The organism is Planctomycetaceae bacterium, assembly GCA_039680605.1.
GTDB lineage: Bacteria > Planctomycetota > Phycisphaerae > SM23-33 > SM23-33 > JAJFUU01.
The window spans coordinates 145,474-162,530 of record JBDKTA010000025.1 but is presented as its reverse complement, the minus strand read 5'-3'; the positions used below and the strand labels follow the sequence as shown (position 1 = coordinate 162,530).

Sequence of the window (17,057 nt, the reverse complement as noted above, 5' to 3'; positions counted from 1 at the left end):
TCGTGCCAAGGACGCTGACTGCAAAAATTCTCCAGGACCATCTCGTGACCGGCAAGTTGACGGCCGGGGCCGAGATCGGTCTGCGCATCGACCAGACGCTCACCCAGGACGCCACCGGGACGACCGCCTTCCTGCTGCTTGAGGCGATGGACATCCCCCGCGTGCGAGCGGAGCTGGCGGTCAGCTACGTCGATCACAACATGGCCCAGTTCGGGCCCGAGAACCACAACGACCATCTGTACCTGCAGTCGATCGCCGCCAAGGTCGGGGCGTACTTTTCGCGTCCGGGCAACGGCATCTGCCACCAGGTACACCTCGAGCGGTTCGGGCGCCCCGGCAAGACGCTGCTGGGCAGCGACAGCCACACGCCCACAGGCGGGGGGCTGGGCATGCTCGCCATCGGCGCCGGCGGGCTGGACGTGGCCGTGGCGATGGGCGGCGGGGCGTTCTACACGCCGTGCCCGCGCGTGATCGGCGTGGAACTGCGGGGCAAGCTGCCGCCCTGGGTCGCCGCCAAGGACATCATCCTGCGCCTGCTGAGCATCCTGACGACGCGCGGCAACGTGAACTGCGTGGTCGAGTATTTCGGCGAGGGCGTCGCCTCGCTGCCGGTCCCCGCGCGGGCCACCTGCACCAATATGGGCGCCGAGTTGGGCGTGACGACCAGCGTTTTTCCCTCCGACGACCTGACGCGACAGTTCCTCGCCGCCCAGGGGCGCGGCGAACATTACACCCCGCTGGCCGCCGATGACGGCGCCAAGTACGACCGCATCGAGAAGCACCTGCACCTGGAGCGCGACGCGGCTACCATCGAAAACATTCGCCGCTTCTGCACGGGAGTGGCCGTCGACGAGGCCGACTCCGCGGGCATCGCCCCGGTCAGCTTCGGCGGCATCGTGATCGACCTGGCCGCGCTGGAACCGCTGGCGGCAGGCTCGCCCAGCCCCGACAACATCATCCCCATCGCCGCCCTGGCGGGTAAACCCGTGCGGCAGGTGCTGATCGGCTCATGCACCAATTCGAGCGTTCAGGACCTGACGATGGCCGCGACGCTGCTCAAGGGCCGCACCGTACACCCGATGGTCGAGCTCGGGATCGCCCCGGGCAGCCGACAGGTGCTGACGATGCTGGCCCAGAGTGGGGCGCTGGCGTCACTGATCGCCGCGGGGGCGCGTATCCTCGAATCGGCGTGCGGACCCTGCATCGGGTTGGGCTTCAGCCCCGCCGAAGGCTCCGTCAGCGTCCGAACGTTCAACCGAAACTTCACCGGCCGAACCGGCACGACCAACGACGAAGTGTACCTGGTCTCGCCCGAGACAGCCGTCGCCGCGGCGATTACCGGTTGCCTGACCGACCCGCGCGAGCTGCCCCGGGTCGCCGGCGCGGTCACGCCGGCAGTGCAGGCGCCCGCGGCGCTGCCCATCGACGACGGCATGATCGTGCCGCCGGCGGCGCCGGACGACGCGGCGAATGTAGAAGTCGTGCGCGGCTCGACGATCGTCAAGCCGCCGTCGGGCCAGCCGCCCCGCGACGCGATGGAAAGCGTCGTGCTCATCAAGGTCGGCGACAAGATCACCACCGACCACATCATGCCCGCCGGGGCGCTGCTCAAGCACCGCTCCAACGTGCCCGAGTACGCCAAATACGTTTTCAACTGCTTCAACAAGCCGCCCGAGCCGACCTTCGCCCAGCGGGCGCTGGCGGCCAAGGAACGCAACTTCGGCGGGATCATCGTCGCCGGCGCCAGCTACGGCCAGGGTTCGTCGCGCGAGCACGCGGCGCTGTGCCCGATGTACCTGGGCGTGCGGATCGTCATCGCCAGGAGCATCGAGCGCATCCACCAGGCCAACCTGGTCAACTTCGGCATCTTGCCGCTGACCTTCGCCGCCGATGGCGCGTACGAGGCGATCGAGGCCGCCGACAAGCTTATCGTCAGCGGACTTGAGCAGGCCATCGCCTCGGGCGAGAGCATCACGATCCACAACCGCACGCGCAACGTCGACATCGCCTGCCGCGTGACGCTGGCCCAGCGCCAGCGGAAGATCCTCGCCGCCGGCGGACTGCTCAACTACACCCGCCAGGGCGGGTTGTAGCGCCATGCCCGTGCCGGAAAAGGTCGTGTGCGTCTTCGGCTCGAACGAGCCCGCCGCCGGAAGCGACGCTTGGCGCGAGGCCTTCGGCGTCGGGCGGCGCCTGGCGGAGTTGGGCTTCGCCGTCGCCAACGGCGGATACGGTGGCACCATGGAAGCTTCGGCCCGCGGCGCCCGCGAGGCGGGAGGTTCGACCATCGGCGTGACCTGCTCGGTCTGGTCCAGCCGCCCCAACGCGTACATCGAGCACGCGATCGTGACGCCCTCGCTGGCTGACCGCCTGGGCAAGCTCATTGAACTGGGCACGTGCGGGTACGTCGTCCTGCCTGGAGCCACCGGAACGCTGGCCGAACTGGCCTGCGTCTGGGAGCAGATGTGCAAGAAGCTCCTTCCGCGGCGACCCCTGGCGTGCATGGGAACCTTCTGGCAACCGGTGGTGGACCTGATGGCCGCCGCCCGGCCGCGGTGCGCCGCATTCGTCACGCTCTGCGGCGACCTCGATGCCATGAGCGATCTGTTTGGGGCCGCAAAATGACGCGCGGCTGCGCCACGTCGCGGACCCGTCCTTGAACCGGCGGGCGTGGGGCGGGTACAATCTTCTCCGGTGGGCCCTGCAATGAGTAAGGTTTCAGAACAACTTTGTCGGCGTGCGGCCGCTGCGGCTGTGCTTGCTACTGTGCTGGCCGCTGCGTGTATTGCATTGGCCGCTGCGCCTGCGTCGACAAGCAGGCCCCGGCTGGGTCCGGGACGGCCCGACCGCCAGCGCGTGCTGCCCGTCGCCGTCGACCCTGCGCCTGTGGTGGTTGCCGACGACGAAGAAGAAAAGCCCGTTCCGGTCACCACCGGCGTAGCGGACGCTGGCCATGCCGGGGCCGTTAGCTCCAGCCTCCCCGCTGACGGCGAGATGCTCGAAAGCCGCCTGTGCCGCCTGAGGCGCGACCCCGCCAGCGGGTGGGTGTTGGTGGAACTCCTGGACGACGAATTGCGTCCGGCCGGTCTGGCCAGTTGGGCCCTGCCCTGCGGCGTGCTGGAGGAGATGGAGCGCGAGATGGCCCGTCGCGACGAGGCGCTGTTCCGCGTCAGCGGCGAGTTCTCCCTCTACGAAGGCCGCTCGTACCTGCTGCTGACCAAGGCGTCGCTGGCGGGCAAGAGACCCCCTCGCCGCGAGGCGTCCTCGCAGCCGGCTACCGCCACCGCCGCCTCGCGACCGGCGGTCGTCCCCGCCAGTCGCCCGGCGTACTTCGCCGCCACGCAGGCCGCAACCTCCGCGTCGAGCCCGGCGACGGCTCAGTCGCAGCCGGCCAGCGCGGCGGTCTCGCGACCGGCAACGGGTCCGGCGTCGCAGGCGGGAATCCCCGAAGCGCTGCCGGGCGTCTCGGCAGAGGAGATCATCGCCGAGCTTCGCAAAGACGTGATTGTGCGACCGGTGGTGGAAGAGCCTCGCCCCACGACGCCGCGACCCAACGAAGAGGCGGTGCCCCCGCTGCCGACGGAGCGCGTCCTTGAATCGCAGCGCGGTTCGTACGTGGTGGACCGGTTGGCCGTGGTCATGCCCGCCGGCAAGGCCCGCTGGCTTCAGGTGCGGTTCGTCTCGGACAACAACCTGCTCGAGCCGCCGCTGCGCCTGCTGCCCTGCGCCATGCTGCGGCGGGCGGAGCTGAAAATGGCCTCGGCCTACAAGGGCAACACTGTCTACCTCAAGATCTCGGGCTTGATGACGTATTACAAGGGACAGCGGTTCCTCATGCTGCGAAAGGTCGTTGAGGAACCGCACATGGACCGCTTCTAGGTTTCTCCCATGACATTTCTCTGGCCTGTATCGCTGGTGGCGCTGGTAGCGGTGGCCGCCGCGGCGGTCTGGGCGCTGCTGCGCCCGGCGCGGCGGCAGATCGTCGCGCCAACCCTGACGCTGTGGCAGGAGGCGGCACGCTCGATCAATCGCGGCGCCCGCGCCCGCCGTCGCGTCGGCGCCGCCTGGGTGCTGCTGCTGATCGGCGCCGCCGCGGCTGTGCTGGCGATGGCCCGGCCGGTCTATCAGGACCAGACGCCCGCGCGGCACGTGGCGATGGCCGTTGTGCCCACCGCTGAACTTGGCGGCGCCGCGGCGATGGACTCGCTTCGCCGCGCTGCCGCGGCCGTGCTCGACCGCCTTGACGAGCATGATCGCGTGCAGGTCGTCCTGCCGGAAGTTCTCGGCGGCGCCTCGGCGTGGATGGACCGCGCCCAGGCACGAGCCCTGATCGACCGAACGCCGCTGCTGGCTGTCCGCGCCGACCAGGTGCAACTGCCCGCCGCCGACGACGCGGCGCAGCACGTCTACCGGCTCGGGGCTGCCTCGGCGGCGCCCGACGCGGCCGGGCCGCAAACCACGATCATCCGCATTCCCGCGCACCTACCGCCGGTCACCATCGACGCCGTCGCCGCGGAGCCTCTGGCCGGCAAAACAGCCCAGGTCTTCGTCGCTCTGCGCAACCAGACCGCCGCGCCGCAGACAGTCCGGCTGGATATCAGCGACGCCCAGGGCAACAGCGTGCCCGGCGTCAGCAGGACTCTGGCCCCGTCGGCACGCCAGGGGGTCATCATCGTCTGCCCGCAGTGGGAGGGCGTGCGGGCGGTGGTGTCCGCGGCCGCCGGTCCGTTACGGGGGCCTGGAGCGTCGGCGTACCTTGCACGGCGCAGCCGCGCGCGGGTGCGCGTGGCGATCGTCGGCGACGATTCGCCGCTGATCCGCCGCTATGTCAGCGTCGACGAATCGCTCGAGCCGGTCGCCGATGCCGCGCAGGCGGATATCGTCATCGCCAATCGCCTGGCGCCACCGCCGGGCAAGCCCGCCCTGGTGATCGAGCCGCCCCAGCCGCCGCCGCTGTGGCGACCCGGCGGCGCGGTGGAAAACATCGCCTTAGACAAAGGTTCTTGGGCGGCCGGCGAGGCGGTCATGGCGGGCGTATCGCTGGCGGCCGTGGCCGTGCGGCGAGCCGCGCCGTGGCGGTCTGACACCGACGCCGCCGGCGCCGTGGCGCTGGCCTCATATAATAACAGTGCGTTGATCGTGCGAAACGAACCACAAGACCCCGCCCAGCCGCGGCGTGTGTACGTGGCCTTCGCGCTGGAGCCGACCAACACGAACTTCGGCGCCACGCCGGCATTCGTGGTCTTCATGGCCAACGCGACGCGATGGCTGGGCGGCGGGGGGCAAGGGCCCGGTTCCTACGCGTGCCTTAGTGGCATCGATGTCCCCCACGCGCGGTGGAAAGCCCTCGCCGGTGGGGGGGGCGAGCAAGGCCCGCTGCTGTGGCCGGGATTCTATCGCGACGAGGCGGGGGCGCTTCAGGCCCTGTGCTTGCTGGGCCTGGACGCTAGCGCCGAGGCGGCCGGCGACCCCGTCGCTGCCGCCCGTGCGGCGCCGCTGCCCGAGCCCGTCGCCTCGCAGCAGCGGCGCGAGTTGTGGCCGCCGGCGGCGGTGGCGGCTTTGGTCTGCTGGCTGGCGGGCTGGTTCGTCAGGCACCGCATGCTGGGGGAATGATCTGGCCGGGTGCCATGGCGGCCGAAACGTCGGGTGGCATGGCGACATGCGTTGTTGTTTCATGCAGGTCGCCATGGGGCTTGGAAGACATGGCGTGAGAGAACATGGCGACCCCGGTGAAACTGGTGTCGCCATGCCACCCCGAAAGAAGGCTTCGCTGTTTGGGAGATCGCGTGGCCGAGCATGATGCCATGTTGTGGCAGCGTCTGGACGGGCAGAAGGTGCGATGCAATCTGTGCGGCCACCGCTGCGTGATCGCCGCGGGCAAGTACGGCATCTGCCGCGTGCGCGAGAACGTGGCGGGCATGCTCAAGTCGCTCAACTACGGGGCGCTGGTGGCCGTCAACGTCGACCCGATTGAGAAGAAGCCGCTCTTTCACTTCCTGCCCGGTTCTCAGAGCCTCTCGGTGGCGGCGCCGGGGTGCAACTTCCAGTGCGCGTTCTGCCAGAACTGGCAGATCTCGCAGTCGCCGCGCGAGGGCGGGATCGTCGGCGGCCAGGCCACCAAGCCGGCCCAGATCGTCTCGGCCGCCAAGAGCTACGGCTGTGCGTCGATCAGCTACACGTACACCGAGCCGACGGTGTTCTTCGAGCTGGCATACGATACAGCCGTGCTGGCCCGCGAGGCTGGGATCGGCAACTGTTTCGTCTCCAACGGGTACCTGACGCCGCTTGCGGTGGAAAAAATCGCCCCGTATCTCGACGCGATCAACGTCGACCTCAAGGCCTTCCGCGACGAGACCTACCAGCGGATTATGAAGGCCCGCCTGGCGCCGGTGTTGGAAGGTCTCGAGGCGCTGGTTGGCGCGGGCATCTGGGTCGAGGTCACCACGCTGGTAGTGCCGGGGATGAACGACTCAGCGGAGGAGTTGGCCGACATCGCCGCGTATATCAGCGGAAAGCTCGGTCCGCACGTGCCCTGGCACGTCTCGCGGTTCCACGGCGATTTTCAGATGACGACGACGGCCGCCACGCCCGTCGAGACGCTGGAGACAGCCATGAAGATCGGCCACGACGCGGGGCTGAAGTATGTTTACTGCGGCAATGTTCCAGGCCATCGCGGCGAAGACACGCACTGCCCCTCGTGCCGCAAGGTGGTCATCGAGCGGGCGGGCTTCGCCGTGCGCAGCATCACCTTAGCCGATGGCACGTGTGGCCATTGCGGGCAGGCAATAGAAGGTGTCTGGACGCTTTGACGGTGGCACAGGCTTTTGAGCCTGTGGCAGCGCTGATAGCCACAGCCTGGACAGGCCGTGCCACCAGCGCCCCCCGTTTAGCGGCCCTTGCGACGATTGCGGCGTTCGCGGCGTTTCTTGGAACCGATTTTTCTGCGTCGTCGGGGCTTGGGCATACGTTCTCACAAGGCTCGCTATCCGCCGGCGGCATGGCCGCGACGGGATCCAATCTTCAATCAGGCCACGCATCATAACGCAAGGGCGGCGCATTGGCAACCCAAAGCCGCCCGAACAAGATTTTTTCGCCCGACCCCAGTGCATGGTTGAAGAGGCCCGCCCGCCGGGCGAAAATGCCCCCGTGGCATGGGCATCCCTCTGTGTGGCATGGGCGTCTCGCCCATGCTCTTGGAGGCATGGCCGTGACGGCCATGCCACAAAACAGGAACACGGGCAAGATGCCCGTGCTACTCACGGGCGAGACGCTCGTGCTACGGGGTGACTATGGTTCATGACGAACACGTGAGAGAGTATCTGAGGCTGTGGCTGGCCGACGGCGTCGGTTCGGTCACCTTCCGGCGGATCGTCGAGAAGTTCGGTAGCGTCGCCGATGCCGCCGCGGCCTCATCGCACGCCCTGCAGCAAGTCGAAGGCGTCGGGCCTAAAACCGCCGACGCCATCCGCGCCGTGAGCGACGAAGACATCGAGAGCGAATTGGCCGAGGCCGACCGCGTCGGCGCGACCATCATCACGGATCGCTCGCCGCAATATCCCACCGCCCTCAAGAACATCTACGACTACCCAGCCGTGTTGTACGCGCTGGGGCGGCTGGACCCAACCGATGCGCTGGCGATCGGGCTGGTTGGCTCGCGGCGGTGTACGCACTATGGCATGGAACAGGCCGGGCGGTTCGGGCAGCTCCTGGCGCGGGCGGGGTTCACCGTCGTCAGCGGCGGGGCGCGCGGGATCGACACGGCCGGGCACCGCGGCGCCATCAGCGTCCAGGGGCGCACCGTCGCGGTGATGGGCTGCGGGCTCAGCGGCATGTATCCGCCGGAGAACGTGCCGCTGTTCCGCCAGATCGTCGACGGCGGCCACGGCGCGATCGTCACCGAATTGCCGATGCGCACCGCCGTGCTTCCGGGCAACTTCCCCACGCGCAACCGCATCATCAGCGGGATGTCGCTGGGCGTGCTGGTGGTGGAGGCCTCGCGCCGCAGCGGATCGCTCATCACCGCCCGCGAGGCCGCCGAGCAGGGGCGCGAAGTCTTCGCCATCCCCGGCCCGGTCAGTTCGCCGCTGAGCCAGGGCGCCAACGACCTGATCCGCGGCGGGGCGATCCTGGTGCAGAACCTCGACGATATCCTCGAGCACCTCGGCCAGGTCGGCGCGAAGATGGCCCCGGAAGAAACGCCCGTCCCCACCATACCGCCAAACCTGAACCCGACCGAATCAACGCTGCACGCCCTGCTGTCCAAAGGCCCGCTCTCGCTGGACGACCTCGTCCGCCAAAGCAAGCTTCCCAGCCCCGCCGTAACCGCGGCCATGACCATGCTCGTGCTCAAGAGCGCCGTCACGCAGCAGGCGGGAAACATGTTCACCCTGAAAAGACCAGCCGCCGGCGGGGGATCCAATTAGCCGCTGAGGTCGCAGAGGGAAGAGGGTGTTGTTTTCCTTCATCTTTCTGGGCGACATCAGCTCTGAAGATGGGAACGCGAAAAACATGCCTGACCATCTCTTGTTGTTGTTTTAATCCTCTTAATCCCCTAAATCCGCGTAATCCCGCACTCCCCGTCCCCGTCCCCGTCCCTGTCCCCGTCTCCGTCCTCTTTCTTCTCTGCGTTCTCCGCGACCTCCGCGGTGAGTTCCCCGCTACGGTTTGTTCAGCCCGATTTTGTTCTCCGTGCCGCGGACCAGGCGCACGATGTTGCCGCCGTGGCGGATGATGATCAGGGCGATCATCGCCGTCGAGAATGTCACCAGCGGCCACAGGTCTTTTAGCGGCCAATCATGCAGCATGGCGATGCCGGTCATCAGCGGGACGAATGCGGCCGCGGCGACCACGCTGCCCATCGAGACGTATCGGCTGGCCAGCGTCACGACCACCCACACGCCCAATGCGGCCAGCCCGGCGAAGGTCATGTAGGGATAGATGCCCAGCACCACGCCCAGTCCGGTGGCCACGCCTTTGCCGCCGCGAAACTTCAGCCAGAAACTGAACACGTGCCCCAGCACCGCCCCCGCGCCGGTCAGCAGCCAGCACAATTGCGTCGCCGCTGACGGCACGGCGGCGCCGTCCTGGCAGATGAGCACCGCCGCGAAGGCGGCCGCAAAACCCTTGCCGACGTCCAGCGCGAAGCACAGGTATCCCCATCGGCGCCCGAGCACGCGCCCGACGTTGGTGGCGCCGACGTTGCCGCTGCCGCTCTTGCGAAGATCGACGCCCTTGAAGCGGGCGATGATCACGCCCGTCGGCGTCGAGCCCAGCACGTACCCCGCCAGCGCCATTGCGATCAACTGCACGATATCCGCGGGTGTCATCGGCGTGCCTCCTCGTAGGCGGTCAGCAGCTCGTTGACGTGGCGGTCCATGCTGACGCTGGCGGCGACGGCAGAGCAGGCCTCGGTGCAGCGGCGACGGGTCAGGGGGTCCATCATCGCCTCCAGGGCCGCGGCGAGGCCCGCGCGGTCGCGCGGCGAAGGCACGACGATGCCCGCCCCGCCGGCCAGCAGCTCGGCCGCCCCGTTATACGCGGTCGTGATCGAAGGCAGCCCCCAGCGCACCGCCTCGAGAATGACGCGGCTGCACGGGTCGTACCAGCTCAGCAGCACGCAGGCGTCGGCGGCGGCGTACCACTGCGAGACCTCTGCCGTCCAGGGCAGAAAGGTCACCAGCCGTCCGACGTCGCGCAGGCCCGCGTGGCGCTGGTAGCCCTCGTGCATCTCCTGCCCGACGACGACCAGTCGCACCGCTCGCGGCGACGCCTTGTGGTACCAGTGGGCGAAGGTCTCGATCAGCCGGTCGACGCCCTTGAGGGCCAGGTTCTTGGCCACGCTCAGAAAGACCACGTCCGACGACGTCACGCCCAGCGAATACCGCAGGCGCTGGCGCCAGTCGGCGCGCTCCTGCTCGCCGGCGGCGGGAATGTCCACCGCGTTGTAGACGATTTTCACGCCCTCGGTGCGGTGGTAGTACTGCTCGAACTCGGCGGCGATCATCGCGCTGACCGGCAGCAGCAGGGTCTTGGGGTCGGCCACGACCTGGCGCTCCAGGTCCGTCATCCGGCGGCGCAGCGGGCTCAGCTCGCGCAGCAGATCGCCCACCGCGGCCGTCACCACGTTGTGCCGCCGCCGGCTGGCGGCCGCCTGTCCGGGAACCGTGCCGCCGCGCGGCTGGTACACGTTCGCGCCGGGCACGGGCAACGTGGAGTGGACGATGTCGTAGGCGCCGGCCGTGGTCTCGCGCTGCACGTCGGCGACAAAGTTGGACAGCAGCGAGACGCTCAGCGGTCCGCGGCGCCCGAAGGTCTTGAGCTGCACGCCCGGATGCGCCCACGACCCGCTCTGGCAGAGGATGGTGACTTCGTGGCCGCGCTTGGCCAACTCGGCCGCCGTCTGGGCGGTCGAGGTCTCGCGCCCGCCGCGAAAAACATCCATGCGTTCAATAACTAAAGCGATCTTCATGCCTGCGCCTGCCGAGCCTTTCGTTCGCCGCGCCGCCGCTGCCGGCGGCGGATGCCCCGGGCTTTGGCTTCCACCGCCGCCTCCAGGGCTGTCCGCTCGCGACCGCCGCGGCCGAGGGCGTAATGGTTCATGAACACCGGCCACCACTGCTGCACCCACGGCGCCGGCATGGAGTACTGGAGTTGGGCGAGGTCCTTGACGATCCATCGCCGCATCCGCCAGGCGGGCGGGCGGAACATCCGCGCCAGGTCGATCAGGTACACGTCGCACCCGCCGTCGCTCTCGTGCAGGAACAGGTGCGCCGCGTACAGGTCGCGATGCACGTACCCCGCCGCGTGCAGGCGATGCACCACGCGTGCCAGCTCGACGGTGACAGCCTCGACCATCTCCGGCGACGACCGAGCAAGAAACCCGTCGAAGCAGCGTTCCATCGCATCGCCGGGCACAGCCGAGACGAGCAGATAACTCCGCCGCGGCAGCAGGCCCGTTTCCTGCCCCCAGGCCAGGGCCCGCATGGTGGGCACGGAGGCGTCGCGGGCGGCTGAGATGTTCAATGCTTCGGTCACGGCCACGCACGAGCGACCGCGAAGCACGCGCTTGAGGGCGTGCCAGATCGACTCGGGACCGTAGCGTTTGAGGTAGAGCGTGACGCTCTCGCCGGCGGCGCCGGTCAACTCCACGCGCGTGCGGCGGCGGTGTCCGAGGCGCGGCTTGTTCAGGTCGCTGCCGCCTTGCCAGGCGAAGGCGCCTTGGACGCTGTCGAGCCCCTGGGCTCGCAAAGCCTCAAGCAGGGTATGGTCGCAGGAGTCGGCGATCATAGGCGCTCCTGCTGGTGTGAGGCCTCGGGGACACGCACAACGGAGTTGTGCGTGGCACCCTCGTCGAGCAAGGCCAGGACCTGCTCGAGCACCATCGCAGGACTGATGGCGGCCATGCACTGGTGGTAGATCGGGCCGGGGGGTTGGTCGCACATCTTTCGCTGGCAGGGCGAGCAGGGCACCTCGACGCGCAGGATGCGCTCTCGCGGGTAGTCGATCTGCGCCCAGACCGGATCGGTGCTGCCAAAGAGCGTCACAACGGCGGTTCCCATCGCCGCTGCGATGTGGCGCACGCCCGTGTCGCCGGTGATGACCAGCCCGCAGCGCTTCGCCAGAGCCTTGAGCAGGCCCAGCGAATTGTCGCGCCCGGCGAAGCTCAGCAGCGGCTCGTGCCGCATCGCCAGCGCCACCTGTGCCGCGATGGCCCGCTCGGCCGGAGCGGCGTTGATGATGATCTGAGCGCCGCGCTGTTCGATCAGCGCATCGGCCACGGCGGCGAAACGTCCCAGCTCCCACATCTTGCTTGGCCCGAAGGACGCCCCGGGGTTGATCAGCACGAGCGGGCGCGCCGCGTCGGCGCCGGACTGCGCCAGCAGCTCGGCGGCCGCATGGTCGTCCGGCTCGCGAACGCCCAGGGACATGGTCCGCGGCGCCGACGTCACGCCGGCCAGGGCGGCCAGGCGGATGTAGTATTCGATGGTGGGCAAGGGCACGAATCGCCCGTCGGCATCGCGGAAGGGTTCCATCGCATGGCTGAGCAGCCACCCCCGCCCGTCGCGGGCGTATCCGATGCGGGTTCTGATCCGGCCCAGCCGCGCCGCCAGGGCACAGCGAAAACTGTTGGGCAGCAGCAACGCCATGTCGAAGCGGCCTCGCCTGAGCCGACGCGCCGACCTCAGCACGCCCAGCAGCCCGCCGGCGCGGCTGGCTTCGATTGTCTCGTCGGACCAGACCGCGCCGTCGGCGGCCGCCAGCGCAGCCGCACGCCCGAAGTGCGCGATGTGCGCCGCGGGGTATCGCTGGCGCAGCGCAACAAGTACGGGGCTGGCCATGACTACGTCGCCGACCCAGTTGGGCAGGAACACGACGATTCGATTGAACTCTTCAGACATGGCGACATTCTAACGACCGGCACGCCCGAATGCACGGGCGAGACGCGCAGACGCGATGGATGGGTGGATGAATGAATGGATGAATGGATGAATGGATGGGTTTGCCCGGGCGGTCGGGCGCACGGAACGTTTTACCGCAAGACCGGATCGTGAAGCCCCTGGGTCTGCATGTCGGTCCACGTGGGGAAATACGTTGCGTTGTAGATCAGCACGTCTTTGCCGACCACGGCCGGGTCAAGACCGGCTTCCATTATACTCAGGGCGGCGGCCTCGCTGCCGCAGACGCCTCGCCGCAGTTTGGGGAACTGGGTCTTGAGGGTCGCGAGTTGGCTGATCATGCGATCTTCGACTTCGATGGTCGGCATGCCGCTGTCGCTGGTAGCCAAGCGCCATCGCTGCCGCTGCCACAGCAGCACCGGTCCGTCGGGATATCCGTCGGAGGTGATGCGGGCGTGGGCCGTCTCCTGCTCGCGCACGGCCGCGCGCGTCATGTACAGAATGTGTCCGGTTCGGGCAAAGCCCGCCAGGACGGCCTTGGCGGCTTCATGTTCGCCCTGCCCGCTGCGGGGCAGGCACTCCAGGTCCACCGCCAGGACGGGCTTGGACTCTTGCCAGATGTAGACGTGGGCCTGCTCGCGGACCTCTTCGCCTTCGTAGTCGCTGAGGTCGACCTTGAGCAGGTAGCGTCCGGCCTTGGCCGGGGCGGGCAGGCTGACGCCGGCGTAGCCTTGCTTGTCGGTGAAGGCCACGCGCTCGGGGCCGCTGTCCAGGCGGAACCGCAGCGGCTGTTTCTCCATCGACATGTTGATGAAGATGAAATCGGTCCGGCGCAGCCGCACGACGACGGGCACATCCTTGCCCGCCGCGGCGACCTGGTCGCCCAGGACCATATTGTACGACCCGCCGCAACCGCCTGCCGCCAGCACGCCCAGCGCCAGCAACATCAACGCCCCGCACCCGCGGAGGCGGCAGAGAGTTTGCTTTGTGATTATCAGGCTCTTCAACACATCTGGCCTTTCGTTGCTCCCATTTAACCGCCCGGGCGGGCGTTTGTCAAAGCCGGGCAAAGACCGGAAGAAACCGGCGACGAGGACGAGGACGACGACGAGGACGACGACGAGGACGATAACGCTCGACCACTTTCCATTTCGTTAGCGGTTGAGCCCGCCACGGCGGATCTTCGACTTGCTCGGAACGCGCGGGGCAAGCCCCGCCGCTAACAGTCGCAAACTGCATCTGTTTCGTCCTCGTCCTCGTCGTCGGTTTTTGTTGTTTCTTCCTCATCCTGCCTCTGTGCCTCTGTGGTAAGTTTTTCCCCCAGGCCTGATCGTGCCGATATACTGGATGTTCCAACGCTGGAGTAGCGAAATGATCATCGACCGCGATTTCATCCAGGGCGACCCGTGGCGGGTCTTCCGCATCATGAGCGAGTTCGTCGAAGGCTTCGAAATGATGAGCCAGTTCGGCCAGGCCGTCAGCATCTTCGGCTCGGCCCGCACGCCCCGCTCACACAAAGACTACGCCGACGCACGCCGCCTGGCGTACATGCTGGCAGAGCTCAAGTTCACCATCATTACCGGAGGCGGTCCGGGCATCATGGAAGCCGCCAACCGCGGCGCCTTCGACGCCGGCGGAACTTCCGTCGGGCTCAATATCACCCTGCCCCACGAGCAGCAGGCCAACCCCTACGCCACGATCAGCCAGGACTTCCGATACTTCTTCGCGCGGCTGGTCATGTTCGTCAAATACGCCAGCGCCTTCGTCTGCTTCCCCGGCGGGTTCGGGACGTTGCACGAGTTCTTCAACTCCATGACCCTGATCCAGACCGGCAAAGCCGAGAAATTCCCCGTCATCCTCATCGGCAGCCGGTACTGGAAAGGCCTGATCAAGTGGTTCAGCACGTCGATGCTCGACCACGACTTTGCCAAGATCGACCCGGCCGACATGGACCTCTTCCACATGACTGACGATCTCGACGAGGCCGTCTCGATCATCGATGCCTCCTGGAAGACCGCTCTGGCCCGCCAGCCCGCCATCACCGGACCCGAACGCCCGACCGGCGAAGGCACCGTGGCCGGCAAACCCTCGCGCACCTATCAACACGGCGGACACAAGCACCGCGAGAAGTGGTAAAGCCGCTTTGTCCGATCTGGCATCTCAAATTACCGATCTGAGATTTCAGAACCGGAGACTCGATCCACCGGGTCGTACCCGCCCTTGCACAGCGGGTTGCAGCGCATGATCCGCCAGAGGCCCTTGGCCGTTCCGCGCAGGGCGCCCTTGGCGCGAACCGCCTCGATGAAGTAGTTGCTGCACGAGGGCATGAAGCGGCAGTTGCGGCCGACGATGGGCGACAGCGTCACCTGGTACAGGCGCACGATTGCCACGAGCAGTTCGACCAGGGCCCGGTCCGCGCGGCGGTAAAGATCGGCGAGGGTCATTTCTCAGGCCCTTCCACGGGGTCGCCTTGCGAGCGGGTAGCCTGGGCGGCCAGTTTAATCAGCGACGCCTGCAAGGCAACCAGCGTCGGTCGTTTGCGTGCGTGAGGCATGATGATGAAGTCCCACCCAAAAGGCAGGTCGGCGCGCGAAAGGCGAAAGGCCTCGCGGCAGAGACGCTTGACGTAGTTTCGCCGCACGGCCCCGCCGTGTCGCGACCCGACCGCCACGCCGATGCGCGAGTACTGGCGCCCGTTGGCCAAGGCGTACAGGCGAGTCAGGGCGTCAGAGACCAGGCGGCCTTGTTCAATGGCGCGCGAAAACTCCGCCCCGCGTTTGACGCGAAATTGCCTGCCGAATCGCTGGTCCATCGTCCGCATGATACCCGGTCCGGGCCCCGCGTGGCGAGACGTGAGTTTTCCGCCGCCGCGGTTGCTCAGGCCGGTTCGACCGTGACGTCCACATCCACGCCGCTGGTCAGGGTGTTGAAGACCGGCGAATACATCGCCAGCTCTTTCAGGCGGGCGAGGTTTCGCACGTCGGCCTTGACGCGGAACTGCACGCGGATGTTCGAGAATCCTTTGAGGACCTCCGGCGCCAGGCCGAGGAACCCCCGCAGATCGATGTCGCCCTCGACGTGGGCCTGGACCTCCTCGATCTCGATTCCGCGGACGGCCGCGTGAGCGACCATGCTGGTGGTCATGCATGCTGCAAGGGCGTTGAGCAGGTGCTCGACGGGGTTGGGCGCCTCGTCGCGCCCGCCGAGCATCGGCGGCTCGTCGGCGCTCAACTCGTAGTGCTGCTTGTGTTCCATGTCCTGCCGCGCGACGTGGAACCCGGTGATGCGCGAGCGGTTCTGGGTGCCGCCGGTCCACTCGTTGGTCAGATGGAACCTCGCCTTGGCCAGGCCCGGGTCGTCCTTGATGGCCTCGACCGTCTCCTGAACCACCTGCGTGTCGATGTCGTTGATCGTTCCAGTCTGTTGTGGCGCTGCCATGGCATCCTCCCGTTTCGGGAATTATAGCGCGGCCGTAAAAGCCGCTGAGGTTGTTGTCCCTCGCCGCACGACCTGATAGACTGACCGGCGCTCAAGGAGAGTGAATCGTGTCACTGCTTGACGACATCGCAACCCTGCAGCAGCAGGCCCAGGCCGAGCTGGCCTCGGCCGCCGACGCCCGCGCGCTGGAAGAATGGCGCATCAAGTACCTGGGAACCAAAGGGCAGCTCAAGGCCCTCATGCAGCGGCTCAAGGAAGCCCCCGCCGACGTCAAGCCCGCCGCGGGCAAGGCCGCCAACGAAACCAAGAACGCCCTGCAGACCGCCTTCGATGCGGCGCTGGCGGGAAAGGGCAAGCCCCAGGCCGCCCGCACCGCTGCGATCGAAGACGTGACCCTGCCCGGCCGCCAGCCGCGCATCGGGCACAGCCACATCATCTCGCAGACCATCGAGGATATCTGCGACATCTTCGGCCGCATGGGCTTCGAGGTCGCGTACGGTCCGGAGGTCGAGGACGAGCGGCATAATTTCGAGGCCCTGAACATTCCGCCCAGCCACCCCGCGCGCGACCCGCTGGATAATTTCTTCATCAACGACCACACGATGCTCCGCAGCCAGACCTCCACCGTGCAGATCCGCACGATGGAGTCGCGCCAGCCGCCGGTGCGCATCGTCGCTCCCGGCCGCGTCTACCGCCCCGACGCCGTCGACGCCACGCACTCGTTCATGTTCCACCAGATCGAGGGGCTCTACGTCGACGAAGGCGTCACGATGGCCGACCTCAAGACGGCCCTGGACCAGTTCTGCAAAGCGTACTTTGGCCCGACCGTCCAGACGCGGTTCCGCCCGAGCTTCTTTCCGTTCACCGAGCCCTCCGCGGAGGTGGACCTGCTCTTCGAGTACGACGACGGGTCCACGCGATGGATCGAACTGGGCGGTTGCGGCATGGTAGACCCCAATGTCCTCGAAGCCGTCGGCTACGACCACGAGCGTTACACCGGGTACGCCTTCGGCCTGGGCATCGAGCGAATGGTCCTGCGCAAATACAACATTCCGGACATCCGCCTGCTGTTTGAATCCGACGTGCGATTTCTGCATCAATTCTGATTGGTGATCAGTAATCGGTAATCAGTAATCGGTGGCGGCTGGACCCTTGGGAAAAACTTACCACAGAGGCACAAAGGGCTCAGAGGAAGAAACCATGCCACCCGGCCGTTCTTGTTTT

Annotated in this window: 16 protein-coding genes; 8 read left to right on the top strand and 8 right to left on the bottom strand. The window is 67.4% G+C overall.

The genetic code is table 11. The features are described from left to right. The first annotated feature begins 2 nt into the window (after nt 1–2). The 6 genes from ABFD92_08355 (at nt 3) to dprA (ending at nt 8,423) form a co-directional block, all read left to right on the top strand. Nucleotides 3–2,093, top strand: a complete 2,091-nt coding sequence (locus tag ABFD92_08355) for an aconitate hydratase (protein ID MEN6504535.1) — start codon at nt 3–5, stop codon at nt 2,091–2,093. A gap of 4 nt (nt 2,094–2,097) precedes the next feature. Beyond that, nucleotides 2,098–2,625 carry an LOG family protein gene (locus tag ABFD92_08350; GenBank protein ID MEN6504534.1) on the top strand — a complete coding sequence of 176 codons (528 nt, stop codon included), beginning with the start codon at nt 2,098–2,100 and terminating at the stop codon, nt 2,623–2,625. A 165-nt stretch (nt 2,626–2,790) separates the two neighbouring features. After that, complete coding sequence (locus tag ABFD92_08345; GenBank protein MEN6504533.1) at nt 2,791–3,879, top strand: hypothetical protein; 1,089 nt, start codon at nt 2,791–2,793, stop codon at nt 3,877–3,879. Between the two features lie 9 nt (nt 3,880–3,888). Further along, a complete protein-coding gene (locus tag ABFD92_08340; protein MEN6504532.1) occupies nt 3,889–5,613 on the top strand; it encodes a BatA domain-containing protein in 1,725 nt (574 codons plus the stop codon). Between the two features lie 173 nt (nt 5,614–5,786). Continuing rightward, entirely contained in the window at nt 5,787–6,809 is a 1,023-nt protein-coding gene (amrS, locus tag ABFD92_08335; protein MEN6504531.1) for an AmmeMemoRadiSam system radical SAM enzyme, read from the top strand. A gap of 480 nt (nt 6,810–7,289) precedes the next feature. Further along, a complete protein-coding gene (dprA, locus tag ABFD92_08330; protein MEN6504530.1) occupies nt 7,290–8,423 on the top strand; it encodes a DNA-processing protein DprA in 1,134 nt (377 codons plus the stop codon). A 234-nt stretch (nt 8,424–8,657) separates the two neighbouring features. Here dprA and plsY read toward each other — a convergent pair whose 3' ends face one another. The 5 genes from plsY to ABFD92_08305 form a co-directional block, all read right to left on the bottom strand. Further along, the gene (gene plsY / locus ABFD92_08325) at nt 8,658–9,326 is read right to left on the bottom strand and encodes a glycerol-3-phosphate 1-O-acyltransferase PlsY (GenBank protein ID MEN6504529.1); all 669 of its coding nucleotides are present in this window, start codon (nt 9,324–9,326) and stop codon (nt 8,658–8,660) included. Next, nucleotides 9,323–10,468, bottom strand: a complete 1,146-nt coding sequence (locus ABFD92_08320; protein MEN6504528.1) for a glycosyltransferase family 4 protein — start codon at nt 10,466–10,468, stop codon at nt 9,323–9,325. Before ABFD92_08320 ends, plsY begins: the two co-directional genes overlap by 4 nt. Next, nucleotides 10,465–11,286, bottom strand: coding sequence for a lipopolysaccharide kinase InaA family protein (locus ABFD92_08315; GenBank protein MEN6504527.1), 822 nt, complete (start codon nt 11,284–11,286; stop codon nt 10,465–10,467). Before ABFD92_08315 ends, ABFD92_08320 begins: the two co-directional genes overlap by 4 nt. Further along, a complete protein-coding gene (gene waaF / locus ABFD92_08310) occupies nt 11,283–12,398 on the bottom strand; it encodes a lipopolysaccharide heptosyltransferase II (GenBank protein MEN6504526.1) in 1,116 nt (371 codons plus the stop codon). Before waaF ends, ABFD92_08315 begins: the two co-directional genes overlap by 4 nt. Before the next feature lie 131 nt (nt 12,399–12,529). Continuing rightward, nucleotides 12,530–13,402, bottom strand: a complete 873-nt coding sequence (locus ABFD92_08305) for a hypothetical protein (GenBank protein ID MEN6504525.1) — start codon at nt 13,400–13,402, stop codon at nt 12,530–12,532. Nucleotides 13,403–13,766: 364 nt separating this feature from the next. Here ABFD92_08305 and ABFD92_08300 point away from each other — a divergent pair, with 364 nt between their 5' ends. Continuing rightward, entirely contained in the window at nt 13,767–14,531 is a 765-nt protein-coding gene (locus ABFD92_08300) for a TIGR00730 family Rossman fold protein (GenBank protein MEN6504524.1), read from the top strand. A 29-nt stretch (nt 14,532–14,560) separates the two neighbouring features. Here ABFD92_08300 and yidD read toward each other — a convergent pair whose 3' ends face one another. From yidD to ABFD92_08285, 3 genes are read right to left on the bottom strand one after another with little or no spacing between them, the layout of a single operon-like run. Beyond that, nucleotides 14,561–14,839 (bottom strand): membrane protein insertion efficiency factor YidD, encoded by a 279-nt coding sequence (gene yidD / locus ABFD92_08295; GenBank protein MEN6504523.1) that lies wholly within the window; start codon nt 14,837–14,839, stop codon nt 14,561–14,563. Further along, nucleotides 14,836–15,216, bottom strand: a complete 381-nt coding sequence (gene rnpA, locus ABFD92_08290) for a ribonuclease P protein component (GenBank protein ID MEN6504522.1) — start codon at nt 15,214–15,216, stop codon at nt 14,836–14,838. The genes yidD and rnpA overlap by 4 nt, the downstream gene beginning before the upstream one ends. A 56-nt stretch (nt 15,217–15,272) precedes the next feature. Beyond that, entirely contained in the window at nt 15,273–15,833 is a 561-nt protein-coding gene (locus ABFD92_08285; protein ID MEN6504521.1) for an OsmC family protein, read from the bottom strand. 107 nt (nt 15,834–15,940) lie between these two features. Between ABFD92_08285 and pheS the strand changes: the two genes are divergently transcribed. After that, nucleotides 15,941–16,939, top strand: a complete 999-nt coding sequence (pheS, locus tag ABFD92_08280; GenBank protein MEN6504520.1) for a phenylalanine--tRNA ligase subunit alpha — start codon at nt 15,941–15,943, stop codon at nt 16,937–16,939. Nucleotides 16,940–17,057 lie beyond the last annotated feature (118 nt).